13 protein-coding genes and 1 pseudogene are annotated in these 15,928 nt (G+C 39.8%); all 14 read left to right on the forward strand.

Annotated elements, in window-relative coordinates; genetic code table 11:
• Positions 1-12 precede the first annotated feature (12 nt).
• The 14 genes and pseudogenes from miaB to truB all read left to right on the forward strand — a co-directional run bounded on the left by miaB (position 13) and on the right by truB (position 15,636).
• Positions 13-1,389 (forward strand): tRNA (N6-isopentenyl adenosine(37)-C2)-methylthiotransferase MiaB, encoded by a 1,377-nt coding sequence (gene miaB, locus BN200_RS01665; RefSeq protein ID WP_019220674.1) that lies wholly within the window; start codon positions 13-15, stop codon positions 1,387-1,389.
• A 159-nt stretch (positions 1,390-1,548) separates the two neighbouring features.
• A complete protein-coding gene (locus tag BN200_RS01670; protein ID WP_019220675.1) occupies positions 1,549-2,658 on the forward strand; it encodes a PhoH family protein in 1,110 nt (369 codons plus the stop codon).
• A 12-nt stretch (positions 2,659-2,670) separates the two neighbouring features.
• Positions 2,671-3,147, forward strand: coding sequence for an rRNA maturation RNase YbeY (gene ybeY / locus BN200_RS01675; RefSeq protein ID WP_019220676.1), 477 nt, complete (start codon positions 2,671-2,673; stop codon positions 3,145-3,147).
• Between the two features lie 102 nt (positions 3,148-3,249).
• Positions 3,250-4,269, forward strand: coding sequence for a hemolysin family protein (locus BN200_RS01680; RefSeq protein WP_019220677.1), 1,020 nt, complete (start codon positions 3,250-3,252; stop codon positions 4,267-4,269).
• Entirely contained in the window at positions 4,232-5,866 is a 1,635-nt protein-coding gene (lnt, locus tag BN200_RS01685) for an apolipoprotein N-acyltransferase (protein ID WP_019220678.1), read from the forward strand. The genes BN200_RS01680 and lnt overlap by 38 nt, the downstream gene beginning before the upstream one ends.
• A 148-nt stretch (positions 5,867-6,014) precedes the next feature.
• Positions 6,015-6,431, forward strand: a complete 417-nt coding sequence (locus BN200_RS01690) for a helix-turn-helix domain-containing protein (protein ID WP_019220679.1) — start codon at positions 6,015-6,017, stop codon at positions 6,429-6,431.
• 117 nt (positions 6,432-6,548) lie between these two features.
• Positions 6,549-7,817 (forward strand): methionine adenosyltransferase, encoded by a 1,269-nt coding sequence (metK, locus tag BN200_RS01695; protein ID WP_019220680.1) that lies wholly within the window; start codon positions 6,549-6,551, stop codon positions 7,815-7,817.
• Positions 7,814-8,515 carry a tRNA (guanine(46)-N(7))-methyltransferase TrmB gene (locus tag BN200_RS01700; RefSeq protein ID WP_019220681.1) on the forward strand — a complete coding sequence of 234 codons (702 nt, stop codon included), beginning with the start codon at positions 7,814-7,816 and terminating at the stop codon, positions 8,513-8,515. Before metK ends, BN200_RS01700 begins: the two co-directional genes overlap by 4 nt.
• A gap of 151 nt (positions 8,516-8,666) precedes the next feature.
• Positions 8,667-9,293, forward strand: coding sequence for a ribosome maturation factor RimP (gene rimP / locus BN200_RS01705; protein ID WP_019220682.1), 627 nt, complete (start codon positions 8,667-8,669; stop codon positions 9,291-9,293).
• Positions 9,294-9,342: 49 nt separating this feature from the next.
• Positions 9,343-10,973, forward strand: a pseudogene (gene nusA / locus BN200_RS01710) (transcription termination factor NusA).
• Positions 10,974-11,609 (forward strand): RNA-binding protein, encoded by a 636-nt coding sequence (locus BN200_RS01715; RefSeq protein ID WP_019220684.1) that lies wholly within the window; start codon positions 10,974-10,976, stop codon positions 11,607-11,609.
• Positions 11,606-14,140, forward strand: coding sequence for a translation initiation factor IF-2 (gene infB, locus BN200_RS01720; RefSeq protein ID WP_019220685.1), 2,535 nt, complete (start codon positions 11,606-11,608; stop codon positions 14,138-14,140). The genes BN200_RS01715 and infB overlap by 4 nt, the downstream gene beginning before the upstream one ends.
• A gap of 124 nt (positions 14,141-14,264) precedes the next feature.
• On the forward strand, positions 14,265-14,672 hold the full coding sequence (gene rbfA, locus BN200_RS01725) for a 30S ribosome-binding factor RbfA (protein WP_019220686.1): 408 nt from the start codon (positions 14,265-14,267) through the stop codon (positions 14,670-14,672).
• Between the two features lie 4 nt (positions 14,673-14,676).
• Positions 14,677-15,636, forward strand: a complete 960-nt coding sequence (gene truB, locus BN200_RS01730) for a tRNA pseudouridine(55) synthase TruB (RefSeq protein WP_034988573.1) — start codon at positions 14,677-14,679, stop codon at positions 15,634-15,636.
• Positions 15,637-15,928: the final 292 nt, after the last annotated feature.

Raw genomic sequence — 15,928 nt, forward strand, 5'->3', positions numbered from 1 at the left:
TAGAAATGCGTTATGAATAAAGAAAATCCTAAAAATATCCCTCCTGTTGCTCCTAAAAGGGTTTTTATTAAAACCTATGGATGTCAAATGAATGTTTATGACAGCCAACGGATGACTGATAGTCTTAGTTCACAGGGTTATGTCGCGACACAAACACCAGATGACGCTGACCTTATTCTTGTTAATACCTGTCATATCCGTGAAAAAGCAGCAGAAAAGCTCTATTCAGATCTTGGTCGCTTGCGTGTCATGCGTCAAGAACGTACACCTGACAACCCCTTGATGGTTGGTGTGACTGGGTGTGTTGCACAAGCAGAGGGAAGTGAAATTTTGCGCCGTGCACCAACAGTGGATCTTGTCATTGGACCGCAAATGTATCACCGTTTGCCGGATTTATTAGAACAAACCAAACAGGGCAAAAAAATTGTCGCAACAGACTATGCTGTTGAAGATAAATTTGCTCATTTACCACCTCATAATAAACGTGCTGTAAGAAAACGCGGCGTTAGTGCATTTTTAACAGTACAGGAAGGCTGTGATAAATTTTGTACTTTCTGTGTTGTTCCCTACACACGCGGTGCCGAAATATCACGATCTGTGGAGCAAATTACCGAGGAAGCCCGCCAACTTATTGAAGCTGGTGTTAAAGAAATTACGCTACTGGGACAAAATGTGAATGGTTGGCATGGACAAAATGCACATGGTAAAACTTGGCGGCTTGGTGATCTCCTTTATCATCTTGCAAAACTGGATGGTTTAAAGCGTTTGCGGTATACAACTAGCCACCCACGAGATATGGATGACAGTCTGATTGCCGCACACCGAGACCTTGACATATTGATGCCTTACCTGCATCTGCCTGTACAATCGGGTTCAGATCGCATTTTAAAAGCGATGAACCGTCAGCACAAAAGTATTCATTATCTCCAGCTTATCGAAAAAATTCGCAACGCACGACCTGATATTGCTTTTTCAGGCGATTTTATTGTAGGATTTCCAGGAGAAACAGATAAAGACTTTGAAGAAACTATTAAACTTATTAAACAAGTGAAATACAGTTCAGCTTACTCTTTTAAATATTCACCTCGACCTGGAACAGTTGGTGCAACAATGAAAAATCATGTTGAGGAAACTGTAAAAGATGCCAGGCTTCAACATTTACAAGTCCTTCTCCTAGAGCAGCAAAATGCATTTTTGCGTTCTAAAATTGGTCAAAAAACAGATGTTCTTATCGAAAAAGCTGGTCGTCACTCGGGACAAATGGTAGGGCGTTCACCTTGGCTTTTACCTGTTGTCGTCGATACACAAGCCTCTACAGGCAGCGTAATCCAAATTCATATTAAAAATACAAGTTCAAATAGTTTTGTTGGTGAAATGGCAAATGTATAAGCAGATCTCTCATGCCTTGTTTACAATGGATTTTTATAAAGCTCTTTTATTTTTGAAAATGATGATTACATCTAAAGTTTGCACTCTATGAAAAAGAGACTGTCTTTTATACAGTTTATCTAAAAAGTGTGCAATATTTGCTAAATATGGGAGAATAGGTTGAAAGGTTCAACCCAAAAAGTAAAACGCATTAAAGAGAAAATAAGGACTTGTTCTGAAAATACCGTTATCTCGGAAAAAGAAAGCACATCAAATAGTGATCATGTTGTGCTCATTTTTGAAAATAATAAATATGCGAAAGCAGTATTCGGTAAATTCGATGAAAATCTGACTTATATCGAGCAAAAACTTGGAATTAGTTTTCATCCACGTGGCAATGAAGTTTTAATCCATGGAAAAACAACGGCCTCAAAGCAGGCACAATCTGTATTACAGCAGCTTTATGAACGCGTTAAAACACATCAAGAACTTACTTTAGCGGATATAGAAGGAGCGATTGCCATGGCAAATTTGCCACATAACCAGCAGGAATCGCTAACAAAAACACAAGCAACAGCAAAACGTATACCCGCACGGTTAAGTACCCATAAAAAAACAATCCATGCCAGAACTCCAACACAAGATGCTTATATCCATGCAATGGAATCCACTGAACTTGTTTTTGGAATAGGACCAGCAGGAACAGGCAAAACATATCTCGCTGTTGCTCATGCTGCAATGCTTTTAGAGCGTGGCATCATTGAACGTATTGTTCTCTCACGTCCGGCCGTTGAAGCTGGAGAACATCTCGGCTTTCTTCCTGGTGACCTCAAAGAAAAAGTCGATCCGTATTTACGTCCGCTTTATGACGCCCTTTATGATATGATGCCCGTTGAAAAAGTAGAACGCATTCTCGCGTCTGGTGTCATAGAAATTGCTCCTCTTGCCTTTATGCGTGGGCGCACACTTGCTCATGCCGCTATCATTCTAGATGAAGCGCAAAATACCACACCCATGCAAATGAAAATGTTTCTCACCCGTCTTGGAGAAGGTGCACGTATGATCGTTACCGGTGATGTGAGCCAAATTGATTTGCCAACAGGACAAAAATCCGGTTTAATCGAAGCAATTCGTATTCTTTCAAATGTAGAAAATATTACAATTATTCGTTTTGATGAAAAAGATGTTGTACGCCATCCCCTTGTTGCCGCTATCGTTCGTGCTTATGATCGGGATTCTCGAGCACAAAACAAAAAAATGCCTCTCTCATACTCCTCAGCAAAGAAGTGAATTTAATTTGTTATGATTACAATTGATATCATTGTTGAGAGCGCCGAGTGGAATGACGAGAAAATGCTTTATAACATCACAGAAAAAGCATTAAAAACGACAATGCATCATCTTTCATTGGAAAATGTTGTAAGCGAGATCAGCTTGCTTTTTACGGATGACAAACATATGGCACAAATCAATGCACAATGGCGTGGCAAAAATAAACCCACCAATGTGTTATCCTTTCCTGCTTTTCCACTTAAAGCCGGAGATTCTCCTGGACCCATGCTTGGTGATATCATTATTGCACGAGAAACTGTCGTTCTTGAAGCAGAGAAAGAAAAAAAATCATTTCAGGACCACTTAACGCATATGATTGTCCATGGTATTCTTCATCTGCTTGGCTATAATCATGAAACAAATGAAGAAGCCCATCACATGGAAGAACTCGAAAGAAAAATTCTTCAAAAGCTTTCCATTAAGGATCCCTATGCTGAATTATCCTAATAAAAATGATAAAAATTAATTTTTAAAGTCAATATCACCATCATACAATTTAAAGTACCCTATGCCTCTCTTATAGAAAAAAGTTTAAAAGATCTCAAAACCATGGCAAACAAAGTGAATGCACAAAATAACAATCAAACCTCTTCTCCTATTGAAGAACATCCCCCTCAACAAGCGAATCATACAGAAAAATACTCTCTGATGAATCATTTGTTTTCGTTCTTACGTGGCCGCAATTCTACATCACTGCGCAATGATCTTACTGTTGCACTCACTGCTGACAATGAAAAGGATACAACACTCTTCTCACCTGAAGAACGTACTATGCTGCATAATATTTTATGCTTGCGTGAAGCACGCGTTGATGATGTTATGATTCCACGCTCTGAAATCGAGGCATTGGACATAAATACCTCTCTTGGAGAAGCCCTCAAATGTTTTGCAAAAATTGGACATTCTCGCATACCTGTTTATGCTGAAACCTTAGATGATCCACGGGGAATGATTCATATCCGCGATATTCTTAATTACATAACGCACTTTATTAGCAAATCAGCTCAAACAGAACAAACATCCGATTCACTGCAATTAAACCATACGGATTTGCATACCCCTATCGGCGAACTCAATCTTATTCGAACAGTTCTCTTCGTTCCTAGCTCTATGCTTGCAAGCACATTACTCACACGGATGCAAACCACAAGGACACAAATGGCTTTGGTCATTGATGAACATGGTGGGACAGATGGTTTAGTTTCTATGGAAGATATTGTCGAATTGGTCGTTGGTGATATCGAAGATGAACATGATCATGTTGAAAATGCTATCGTGCGTGAACACAATAATAAATGGCTTGTTGACGCGAGAACCGAACTAGAAGATGTAGAAAAAGCTCTTGGTCCTGATTTCATCGTAGGAGAATATGGTGACGAAGTCGATACCATTGGTGGTTTGATTGTCTCTATTCTTGACCGCATTCCCGCAAAAGGTGAAGTTGTCGAGGCAGTTCCAGGTTATCGATTCCGTATTCTGGAAGCTGATAAACGCCGAATTAAACGCTTGCGTATTTTTCGTATTCCGGAGAATGAAAATTTTAAACAAAATGTCATCTCCGAAAAGTAGCTTCGTGTTTTTAAACAGTGTCAAGGTGTTTTTATTTTCCCTTACGAGTTGGAAACAAAAAGGGGTATTGTTTTTATGTGGTGCATTGACATCTTTTGCACTTCCACCCTTTTATTTAACACCTCTCTGTTTTTTAACTTTTCCCATCTTCATTGTTTTACTTGATAAAATCAGCACTCTTCAAAATAATAAAAAACGCCTTCTCACCTATGCTTTAAGCTGTGGAACTTTTGGTTTTGGTTATTTTATTTGTGGATTTTGGTGGCTATGCAATGCTTTGTTGACAGATCCCATTGCTTTTGGATGGGCTGTACCATTTGCTATTTTCTGCCCTCCTCTCTACCTTTCTCTTTATTGGTTTTTCGCTGGTTTTATTGTCGGTTTCTTATGGACAAAAGGAATAGCACGCTTTTTTGTTTTGGCTTTTGCACTCGGACTAGCAGAATGGTTGCGTTCTATCTTGTTTACAGGCTTTCCGTGGAATGCCCTTGGTTACACAGCTATGCCAACCCCTATGCTTATGCAATCCGATGCAATCTTCGGACTTTATGGAATGAATATTCTTGCCGTTTTTGCCTACAGTTTACCTGCTGTTTTATTAACAGATGAAAAAAAGAAAACCGCCCTTTCTGTTTGCTTAGCGTTGATATTAACCCACTGTGGTTTTGGATTTTACCGTTTCAGTACCGCCCCGAACATAACTGATTATCAAAAAAGTAGTTATTGGGTACGCATTGTACAGCCCTCTATAGAACAAAACATAAAATTGAGCAATATTGAGCGAGACGCCATCTTTGCAGCTCACATGAATCTAAGCACCACATCCCCCTTGAAACAGACTCCTGAACCCAACTTTATTATCTGGCCCGAAGCATCCATTCCTTACATTCTTTATGAAAACTCTCCTCTTACAATGCGTATTGCCTCTTTTCTCAAGCCTAAACAATGGGCTATTATTGGTGCTATACGTGCTCGTAACGATCCTCTCACTGCAAAAACACAATATTTTAATACAATTGCCGTCATTAATTCTACAGGAAATATTTTAAACACTTCTGATAAACTTCATCTGGTTCCTTTTGGCGAATATCTGCCCTATCAGAATTTATTCAAAAAAATAGGATTGCATGCCCTTGCTGATACTATTGGTGGATATAGTGCTGCAGATGTACGCAAAACTGTTACGATGCCGAATGGATTTTCTTACCTTCCGCTGATTTGTTATGAAGCAATATTTCCTAATGAAATGGATTTTAAAGGCTCTCCTCCTCAAGCAATCATTAATGTTACAAATGATGCATGGTTTGGCGTAACACCAGGACCATACCAACATCTTCAACAAGCGCAGCTTCGTGCAGTTGAACTGGGAATCCCTCTTATACGAGCAGCCAATAATGGAATATCAGCTGTCATTGATTCTTATGGACGAATCGTTGTAGCTCTCCAACAAAATGCCGTTGGCATTATTGATTCACCTATTCCATCACCGATTACCCCCATAGGAAGCAATGAATACAGAATATTCTCTACTTTCATCTTATTTATTCTTATGCTATTGTGCAGGCTCGGTTTTGGTTCTACAAAACAGCTTGAATGATCGAATGCCCATGTTGCGGTACTGTGTCATGTGTACCATGAAAGTTGGGAAAAACTATTACATATTGTTCTATTGTATGATAAATCAACCTCACATAAATCTGGTGTTGATTTGGAAGTAAAGTGCTGGAAATTTAAAGAGTTGCATTATGACTGAGACTAGAAAAAAACCCGATCCTATAGATGTCTATGTCGGAACCCGTATTCGTTTACGTCGTAATATTTTAGGACTCACCCAAGAAAAATTGGGTGAAAAACTGGGCATCACTTTCCAACAAATCCAGAAATATGAAAAAGGGACCAATCGTATTGGTGCAAGCCGTCTTCAAGCGATTGCGGAAATTATGGATGTGCCTGTTTCTTACTTTTTTGATAAAGGCGTTACTACACAACAGGTAGAAGGTTTTGCTGAAAGCGATAACAATTTTATGGACTTTTGTTCTAGCAGTGAAGGCATCCAACTCATGCGTGCTTTCACGAATATATCCGATGCTAAAGTACGTCGGAAAATCATTGATTTAGCAAAAGCACTTTCTGAAGAAGAAGATCTTACAAATAAGCTATAAAATAAAAATCATATCCCTCTCACTTACCTTATTAATCAGCATTGACGATTTGTCATGGGATTGGCAAATAAGGATAACTTTAATATAGAGTGTTGATTTTCTTTTTAAGGAGTTCCTATGCCGCATCAAGATTATCTTTTTACAAGTGAATCAGTATCGGAGGGACATCCTGACAAAATTTGTGATCGTATTTCCGATGAAATCGTTGATATGATCTATAAAGAAGCGCAAAAAACTAATACGGATCCATGGCTAGTACGTGTCGCTTGCGAAACTCTCGTCAGTGTCAACCGTGTTGTTATTGCTGGTGAGGTACGTGTTCCTGATACACTCTTAAAAAGAGATAAAAATAAAAAGTTTATTTATGATGAAAATGGTTTACCATGCATTAATCCTGCGCGGTTTCGTGCGATAGCACGTCGTGCTATTCGCGCAATTGGTTATGAACAAGTAGGCTTCCACTGGAAAACCGTTAAAATTGATGTTCTTTTGCGCCCACAATCCACTGACATTGCACGGGGAGTTGATAATGCTACGGATCGGAATGGCGAAGAAGGAGCAGGCGATCAAGGCATCATGTTCGGATATGCTTGCCGTGAAACACCAGATCTCATGCCCGCACCCATTTATTATGCCCATAAAATTCTCAAACTTCTTGCCGAAGCGCGCCATAAAGGAGAAGGAGAAACTGGAAAATTAGGGCCAGATGCCAAAAGTCAAATTACAATACGGTATAAGAATGGAAAGCCTATAGAAGTGACGTCCATTGTTCTTTCTACACAGCATTTAGATGAAAGTTGGGATTCCCATAAAGTTCGCACAGTGGTTGAGCCTTATATTCGTAAAGCTTTGCATGATATTGCTATTTCTGATCAGTGCAGTTGGTATATTAACCCAACAGGAAAGTTTGTTATCGGTGGCCCCCAAAGTGATGCTGGACTGACAGGGCGTAAGATTATCGTTGATACTTATGGAGGTGCTGCTCCCCATGGTGGAGGAGCTTTTTCAGGTAAAGATACAACAAAAGTTGATCGTTCTGCAGCTTATGCTGCTCGCTATCTGGCTAAAAATATTGTTGCAGCTGATTTAGCAGAACGGTGCACTATTCAACTCTCCTATGCAATTGGCGTTTCACAACCCTTATCTATTTATCTTAATCTCCATGGAACAGGAAAAGTCGATGAAAATATTATCGAAGCAGCAATCCGGAAAATAATGGATCTTTCACCGACAGGCATCCGGAAACATTTAGATCTCAACAAACCAATTTATACAAAAACAGCTACTTATGGTCATTTTGGACGCAAACCAAAGCGTGATGGTTCATTTTCATGGGAAAAAACCGATCTGATTAAAACACTTCAAACAATGATTAAAATACCATGATTGATCATCATATACGTACAGGTAAAGCCTTTTTTGGTCGCCGAAAAGGAAAACGGCTACGAGAGAGTCAGCTTGTGCGTATAAAAGAGCTTTTCCCGACTCTTAATATTAGTTTAAATAATTCTGCACCTCTAAACTTAACATCCTTATTTTCTAGAGAAGTAGAAGAGGTTCGGCTTGAAATTGGCTTTGGTGGAGGCGAACATTTGCTCCATGAAATGAAACATTTTCCACAAACCGGTTTTATTGGTATCGAGCCCTTCATCAATGGCATGGCAAAAATGTTGATGTCTCTTGAACAACATCAACAGCATCAAAATCAACTTCGCCTTTATAATGATGATGCCACATGCCTTCTTGATTGGCTTCCAAATGCATCACTTGATGGAATAGACCTCTTCTATCCTGATCCATGGCCTAAAAAAAAGCATTGGAAACGACGCTTTATCAACATGAAAAACCTCAATCGTTTTGCTCGCATTCTTAAAACAGGTAAGAAATTTCGCTTTGCCAGCGATATAGACAGTTATGTAAACTGGACCCTCTACCATTGTTTACAACATCATAGTTTTGAATGGGAAGCAGACAGTTCTCAGGATTGGAAAACACCTTATCCGCTATGGTCTGGTACTCGTTATGAAACAAAAGCTTTACGGGAAGGACGAACACCTACCTATCTTACCTTTATCAAGAAATAAATGATAAAACACTTTTTTATAAACAACTTGAAAAGTTTTTAATTTAAGAGTATCAATAAATAAATTCTTGGTCTTATGATGAAGAGTGGGCCGGTTGGACCCGCTTTTTTTTATGTCATAAAATCAATGGAGCTTGATTTGGATAAAGTGTATGAGCAAAACCGAAGAAATAAGCAATCTTGATGAACCGCGTTTGTTTGAGGAAAATGGCGTTGAAGCGCATGTCGCTGCTCTTATCATACCATTGCTTAAGCCTTTAGGTTTTCGTTTGGTTCGTGTAAAGCTTCTTGGGCTCAATGGTTTAACGCTTCAGATTATGGTAGAACGCGCTGATGGCTCCATGACCGTAGAGGATTGTGAGACTGTTAGTCGAACTGTCTCACCCCTTCTTGATGTAGAAAATGTTATTGAACGCAAATATCATTTAGAAATTTCATCTCCTGGAATTGATCGTCCACTGGTAAGAAAATCTGATTTCTTTTATTGGCAAGGTTATATTGCGAAAATTGAAACCAAAATAACACTTGATGGGCGTCGAAAATTTCGTGGAACACTTACAAATATTACGCAAGATGGATTTACTTTAAACACCGATAAAGTTGCTTATGGAGAATCCTTATCCATTTCTATTGCTTTTGATGACATCATCGATGCACATTTGGTGCTTACAGATGAACTTATTCGCGATGCATTGAAAAAAAACAAAGATTTAAGCCAACAATTCATTTCGGAAAATAATCAGAACATCTTAAAACAGGAAAGAAATTACAAGAATTAATATCACTGGGATCAATGCCCATCGTGTAGTACAAAGAAGGAGAAAATCGATGGCTACAAGCGCTAACAGGCTTGAGATTCTGCAAATCGCAGATGCTGTTGCACGTGAAAAGTCGATTGACCGTGAAATTGTCATTTCTGCGATGGCCGATGCTATTCAGAAAGCGGCGCGTTCTCGTTATGGTCAAGAAACCAATATCCGTGCTGAGATCAATTCAAAAACAGGTGAGATTAAATTACAGCGTCTCCTTAAAATTGTTGATGTCATCGAAGACTATACGAATGAAATTACTTTATCTGATGCTCTCAAACGTCAAGCCGATGCTAAAGTTGGTGATTTTTTTGCCGATCTTTTGCCCCCCATGGATTTTGGACGTATTGCCGCACAATCTGCTAAACAAGTTATTGTACAAAAAGTACGCGATGCAGAGCGTGAACAACAATACGAAGAATTCAAAAATAAAATTGGTGAAATTATTTCCGGAACAGTAAAACGTGTCGAATATGGCAATGTTATCGTTGACCTGGGACGCGGTGAAGCTATTGTGCGCCGTGATGAGTTAATTCCGCGTGAATCCTTCCGCTATGGAGATCGTATTCGTGCTTTTGTTCATGATGTCCATCGCGAACCACGCGGTCCACAAATTTTCCTTTCACGTACACACCCACAATTTATGGTAAAACTTTTTACCATGGAAGTGCCAGAAATTTATGATGGTATTATAGAAATTAAATCCGTTGCTCGCGATCCAGGTTCACGTGCTAAAATTGCGGTTGTCTCACGCGATGGTTCAATTGATCCGGTTGGAGCATGTGTTGGAATGCGAGGAAGTCGTGTACAGGCTGTTGTGGCAGAATTACAAGGCGAAAAAATTGATATTATTCCTTGGTCACCTGATGCTGCAACATTTATCGTCAATGCACTGCAACCCGCTGAAGTTTCTAAAGTCGTCCTTGATGAAGAAGCAGAACGTATTGAAGTTATTGTCCCTGATGAGCAGCTCAGCCTTGCCATTGGTCGGCGTGGACAAAATGTTCGTTTAGCCTCACAACTGACAGGATGGAATATTGATATCTTAACGGAGCAAGAAGAATCTGAAAACCGTCAAAAAGAATTTACCGAACGCAGCAAGTTGTTTATGCAATGTTTAGATGTTGACGAAATGATCGGACAGGTTATGGCATCAGAAGGCTTTTCTTCCATTGAGGAAATCGCTTATATTGCTCTTGAAGAAATCGCTTCTATTGATGGTTTTGATCAGGAAACTGCTGTTGAAATCCAAAGTCGTGCACGGGAGTATCTAGAGCGTAAAGAAAAAGAACTTGATGAAAAGCGTAAAGAGCTCGGTGTCTGTGATGAATTGCGAATGCTTCCTGGAATGACAAGTGCTATGCTGGTTGCTATTGGTAAAGATGGTGTCAAAACTATGGAAGATTTCGCAGGCTATGCAGTCGACGATTTGGCTGGCTGGAGAGAACGTAAAGAAGGTCAAATACAGAATTTTTCTGGTATCCTGACCCCATTTGATATTACACGGGCTGATGCCGAAGCTATGGTTTTAGCTGCACGTGTGCAAGCAGGCTGGATAAGCCAAGCTGACCTTATTACAGAAAATCCTGCAGAAAATGAAAATTTTGCAGAAAACGAAAAATAGATAATTTAAATGTGGATACACTTTAAATGAATGAACGAACCTGTATTGTGACAAGAGAAAATGCTTCAGCAAAAGCGCTAATCCGTTTTGTTATTGGTCCCAATAATCAAATTGTTCCTGATCTTAAATCAAATTTACCTGGACGTGGTGTCTGGGTCTCTTCCCGTCGCTCTGCCATTGAAGAAGCAATTAAACAAAAAGCTTTTAACAAAAGTTTTAAAACAGATGTTGAGGTCGCTTCAAATCTTGCAGATATTGTGGATATGCTTTTACTCAAAGCTGCCCTTGGAAGTCTTTCTATAGCGCGAAAAGCAGGCGCCGTTGTTATGGGAGCAACCAAAGTTGATACAGCTATTCGCTCTGGTAAAGTTATTTTCGTCCTTCATGCCAAAGAAGCTACAGAAAATGGGAAACTGAAAATTTTACAAGCCATCCACACAATACAGCAAAAAACAAATCAGAACATACAAACTATCTCTTTATTTACAAGTGATGAAATGCGTGTGGCTTTTGGAGCTCATCCTGTAATGCATGCCGCCTTATTGAACATGAAGGTTGCAGAAGGATTTCTTAAAACGATACACAAACTGATCGCTTATCGTGATGACAAAAACAGCAAGCCTGGTGAGATGACGGCAAAAGTCGTGAAGGAAGTACAATGAGTGAAAAGAATAACGACAAAATGACAGTCAAGAAGACACTGACCTTAAAGAGGTCTGTCTTGGAAACAAGCACGGTCAAACAAAATTTTAGCCATGGCCGTACAAAGGCTGTCGTCGTCGAAACCAAGCGGCGTAAAATTGCCCGAACTGATGAAAAAGCTGAAACAACACAACCAATTACGAAACCACATGTGGCAACCCAACGTTCTAAACCACAATTCGAAGATGCTAAACCGAGTGAACCTGTAACCAAAAGTAATCTCTCATCAGCTGAAATAGAAGCAAGACTTCGCGCGTTAGAGGAAGCACATATTCAAGAAAGAATAATACGTGAAAAGGCTGAAGAAGAAGCAAAACGTGCCAAAGAGCGTGAAGAAAGTTTGCAGCAAGCTATTCAAGAACCAGAAATAGATGAAATACCTCAAGAGGAAGAACCTACGATACAAACACAAGCTCCATCTCTTCCCACTCCTCAACCCCAAATAGAACCGATAGATATCCCTGTCGTGCCTAAAAATACAGCTGTGATTGAAAAACGCAAAGCAGATGAAACCAAAGAAGATGATAGACATAGCCGACGTACTAACCTTGCTAAGTCAGAAGTGCGTGCACCCAAAGTTGTAAAAGGGGCTGATGAAAGACGTCGTGGAAAACTTACCCTTAATAGTGCATTGGATGAAGAAGGAAGTGCACGTGGGCGCTCCATGGCTGCAATGCGCCGCAGACAAGAAAAATTTAAACGTGCCCAAAATCAAGAACCAAAAGAAAAAATTTCTCGTGAGGTTGTTCTTCCTGAAACCATTACCATTCAAGAACTCGCACAACGTATGACTGAACGCTCCGTTGATGTGATTAAGTTTCTGATGAAACAAGGACAAATGATGAAACCTGGTGATGTGATTGATGCAGATGTTGCCGAGCTCATCGCCGTTGAATTCGGCCACACTGTTAAACGTGTTTTAGAATCTGACGTGGAAGAAGGTATCTTTAATATCACTGATAATCCTCAAAAAATGCAGCCACGTCCACCTGTTGTAACAATTATGGGCCATGTTGATCACGGAAAAACTTCTCTTCTTGATGCTATCCGAAAAGCGAATGTTGTTTCAGGTGAAGCAGGGGGAATTACACAGCATATTGGTGCTTACCAAGTGGAGCAAAACGAGCAAAAAATTACCTTTATTGATACACCTGGACATGCCGCTTTCACAGCTATGCGTGCTCGTGGAGCTCGTGTTACGGATATTGCCGTTCTGGTTGTTGCTGCTGATGATAGTGTCATGCCGCAAACAATTGAATCAATCAATCATGCGAAAGCTGCTGGTGTCCCCATTATTGTTGCTATTAACAAAATTGATAAACCAGCTGCGAATGCACAAAAAGTGCGTACAGAGCTTTTGCAACACGAAGTGTTTGTTGAAACAATGGGCGGAGAGACTTTGGAGGTCGAAGTTTCCGCTAAAACTGGCCAAAATCTTGATAAACTTCTCGAAGCTATTCTTCTTCAAGCTGAAATTCTTGATTTGAAAGCTGATCCTCAACGGACCGCTGAGGGCGTTGTCATTGAAGCCAAACTGGATCGAGGACGTGGATCTGTTGCAACAGTGCTTGTTCAAAAAGGAACATTGCATCCTTCTGATATTATTGTTGCTGGCAATGAATGGGGGCGTGTACGTGCTTTGATTGACGACCATGGTCGTCATGTCAAAGAAGCCGTTCCCTCTACACCCATCGAAATTTTAGGTATGCAAGGAACCCCACAAGCTGGAGACCGTTTTGCTGTTGTTACTCATGAAGCAAAAGCACGCGAAATTGCTGAATACCGTCAACGATTAGCGCGTGATAAAGCTGTTGCCCGCCAAACTGGTTCTCGGGGTTCTCTTGAACAGATGATGAGTAAATTACAAACCACGGGCGTTAAAGAATTTCCCCTTATTATTAAAGGGGATGTGCAAGGGTCAATTGAAGCAATTGCTTCAGCATTAGAAAAACTAGGAAATGAAGAAGTGCGTGCACGCATTATGCATTCTGGTGCTGGAGGGATCACGGAAAGTGATATTTCTCTTGCTGAAGCTTCTCATTCGGCTGTGATTGGTTTTAATGTTCGAGCTAATAAACAAGCACGTGACTTCGCTAAAACACAGGGAATCGAAATTCGTTATTATAACATCATCTACGATCTTGTTGATGATATCAAAGCTGCTATGTCAGGATTACTGTCACCAGAACAGCGTGAGACTTTCCTTGGAAATGCTGAAATTCTGGAAGTCTTTAATATTACAAAAATCGGTAAAGTTGCTGGATGCCTTGTCACTGAAGGTAAAATAGAACGGGGAGCGGGTGTTCGCCTTATCCGCGATAATATTGTTATTCACGAAGGAAAACTTAAAACTCTCAAACGCTTTAAGGATGAAGTCAATGAAGTACAAAGTGGTCAAGAATGTGGAATAGCATTCGAAAACTATGAAGACATACGCGCTGGAGACATCATTGAAACCTTCCGCATCGAACATATTAATCGCACATTATAAAATAATCCAATGGCTTTACTCTTTGTAAAATGAGAAAAGTTATCCGGTTTACATGGAGTGCCTCTATTCTTTCTTATGCTTTAGTGAGTCAAAGAAAGAGGAATTTTAACGAGGTAAAACTTCGATGAAAAATGCAGAGCCATCACAACGGCAACTCAGAGTAGGAGAACAAGTGCGCCATGCGGTAGCTCACGTACTGCAACAAGGTATTTTACTTGATGATCTCTTGAAAAATATGGTGATTTCTGTCGTTGAAGTGCGCATGTCGCCAGATTTGAAAATTGCTATCTGCTTTGTTTCTCCACTCAGTACTGTTCATAACGCTTCTCGTGATGATGTTGTGAATGCCCTTAATAAACATAGCCGTTTTATCCGTGGAGAAATAAGTCGTTCGTTGCGACAAATGAGATACATGCCTGAACTGCGTTTTCGACTTGATAACAGTTTTGATAATTTTTCAAAAATAAATGCTCTGCTGCGCTCTCCTGAAGTCGCACGGGATCTTCACCATAGTGATGAATTTGAGGACTAAAAACATGGTACGGCAACGCAAAAAAAAAGGTCGTTCTGTTTCTGGATGGGTCATATTTGATAAACCAAAAGGCATGAAGTCAACGGAAGCTGTCTCAAAAATCAAACAGCTCTTTCATGCTCAAAAAGCAGGACATGCAGGAACACTTGATCCTCTCGCTTCTGGTCTTCTACCAATTGCATTGGGTGAAGCAACAAAAACTGTTCCCTACATCATGCAAGGCACAAAAACTTACCGTTTTCAAATCGCTTGGGGTGAGGAACGCTCAACAGATGATCTAGAAGGTGAAATAACGCACACATCTCTCAAACGTCCAACACGAGAAGAGATACTTGCGCTTCTTCCTCAATATACAGGTGTTATTTTGCAAACACCGCCACAATTTTCGGCAATTAAAATTGCCGGTAATCGGGCCTATGATTTAGCACGTGAAGGTAAAAACGTTGAAATTCCACCACGTCAAGTGGAAATAGAAACTTTCAAATTAATAGAAATGAAAACCAAAGAGCATTCTCTCTTTGAAGTCACTTGTGGAAAAGGAACCTATGTGCGCTCCTTAGCACGCGATATAGGACGTGCTCTCGGTTGTTATGCGCATATTGCTGATTTAAGACGTATTGCAGTCGCACCTTTTTGTGAAGATGATCTCATCACATGGGATGAACTCAAAACGGTCGCACTCGATAAAAATACAACAAATGAAAAGAATGCTCCTTTTGAAAGAAATTTCATAAAACTTGACGAACTCTTAATTGAAACGAGTGCTGCACTGAAATGTCTCTCCCATTATACTCTTAGCCAAGCTCAAGCACAAAAAGTTATGAAAGGCAATTCTGTGCTCCTATGTCATCACGATCTAACTCTTGATGAAGATGAAGTTTGTGTCCTGTACAAAAACCAACTTCTTGCTATAGGCGCTCTTGAAAAAAGCCAATTTAAACCAAAACGTCTTTTCACAATTTAATCCGTTCTTTCTCAAAACCATCTCATTTCTTGATGGAAAGATGTTTTTCATAATTAATGAAAGAGAAAAAAGCTTTTTTATTGGTTCTAAACTTACCTTTTTACGATAATGCATATTAGGACCTAAAATCTATGATATGTTCACAATTCCGCCCCTCGCTTTTAAAATAAAGTACCGTCTTTGACGTTTTAAATCATCTCTTTGATGATGTAGATATTACATGCAATATGCTCTCTTGGTAAAAAGATTTTGTAGAATAAAAATTTCGGTTTTAGCTTAAACAAATTGTAAC

It is taken from the genome of Bartonella senegalensis OS02 (genome assembly GCF_000312545.1).
Taxonomy (GTDB): Bacteria; Pseudomonadota; Alphaproteobacteria; order Rhizobiales; family Rhizobiaceae; genus Bartonella; species Bartonella senegalensis.

Coding starts and splice junctions, on each gene's coding strand:
- miaB (WP_019220674.1), top strand. CDS start 13: ATGAATAAAGAAAATCCTAAAAATATCCCTCCTGTTGCTCCTAAAAGG.
- ybeY (WP_019220676.1), top strand. CDS start 2,671: ATGATTACAATTGATATCATTGTTGAGAGCGCCGAGTGGAATGACGAG.
- BN200_RS01680 (WP_019220677.1), top strand. CDS start 3,250: ATGGCAAACAAAGTGAATGCACAAAATAACAATCAAACCTCTTCTCCT.
- lnt (WP_019220678.1), top strand. CDS start 4,232: ATGAAAATTTTAAACAAAATGTCATCTCCGAAAAGTAGCTTCGTGTTT.
- BN200_RS01690 (WP_019220679.1), top strand. CDS start 6,015: ATGACTGAGACTAGAAAAAAACCCGATCCTATAGATGTCTATGTCGGA.
- metK (WP_019220680.1), top strand. CDS start 6,549: ATGCCGCATCAAGATTATCTTTTTACAAGTGAATCAGTATCGGAGGGA.
- BN200_RS01700 (WP_019220681.1), top strand. CDS start 7,814: ATGATTGATCATCATATACGTACAGGTAAAGCCTTTTTTGGTCGCCGA.
- rimP (WP_019220682.1), top strand. CDS start 8,667: ATGAGCAAAACCGAAGAAATAAGCAATCTTGATGAACCGCGTTTGTTT.
- BN200_RS01715 (WP_019220684.1), top strand. CDS start 10,974: ATGAATGAACGAACCTGTATTGTGACAAGAGAAAATGCTTCAGCAAAA.
- infB (WP_019220685.1), top strand. CDS start 11,606: ATGAGTGAAAAGAATAACGACAAAATGACAGTCAAGAAGACACTGACC.
- rbfA (WP_019220686.1), top strand. CDS start 14,265: ATGAAAAATGCAGAGCCATCACAACGGCAACTCAGAGTAGGAGAACAA.
- truB (WP_034988573.1), top strand. CDS start 14,677: ATGGTACGGCAACGCAAAAAAAAAGGTCGTTCTGTTTCTGGATGGGTC.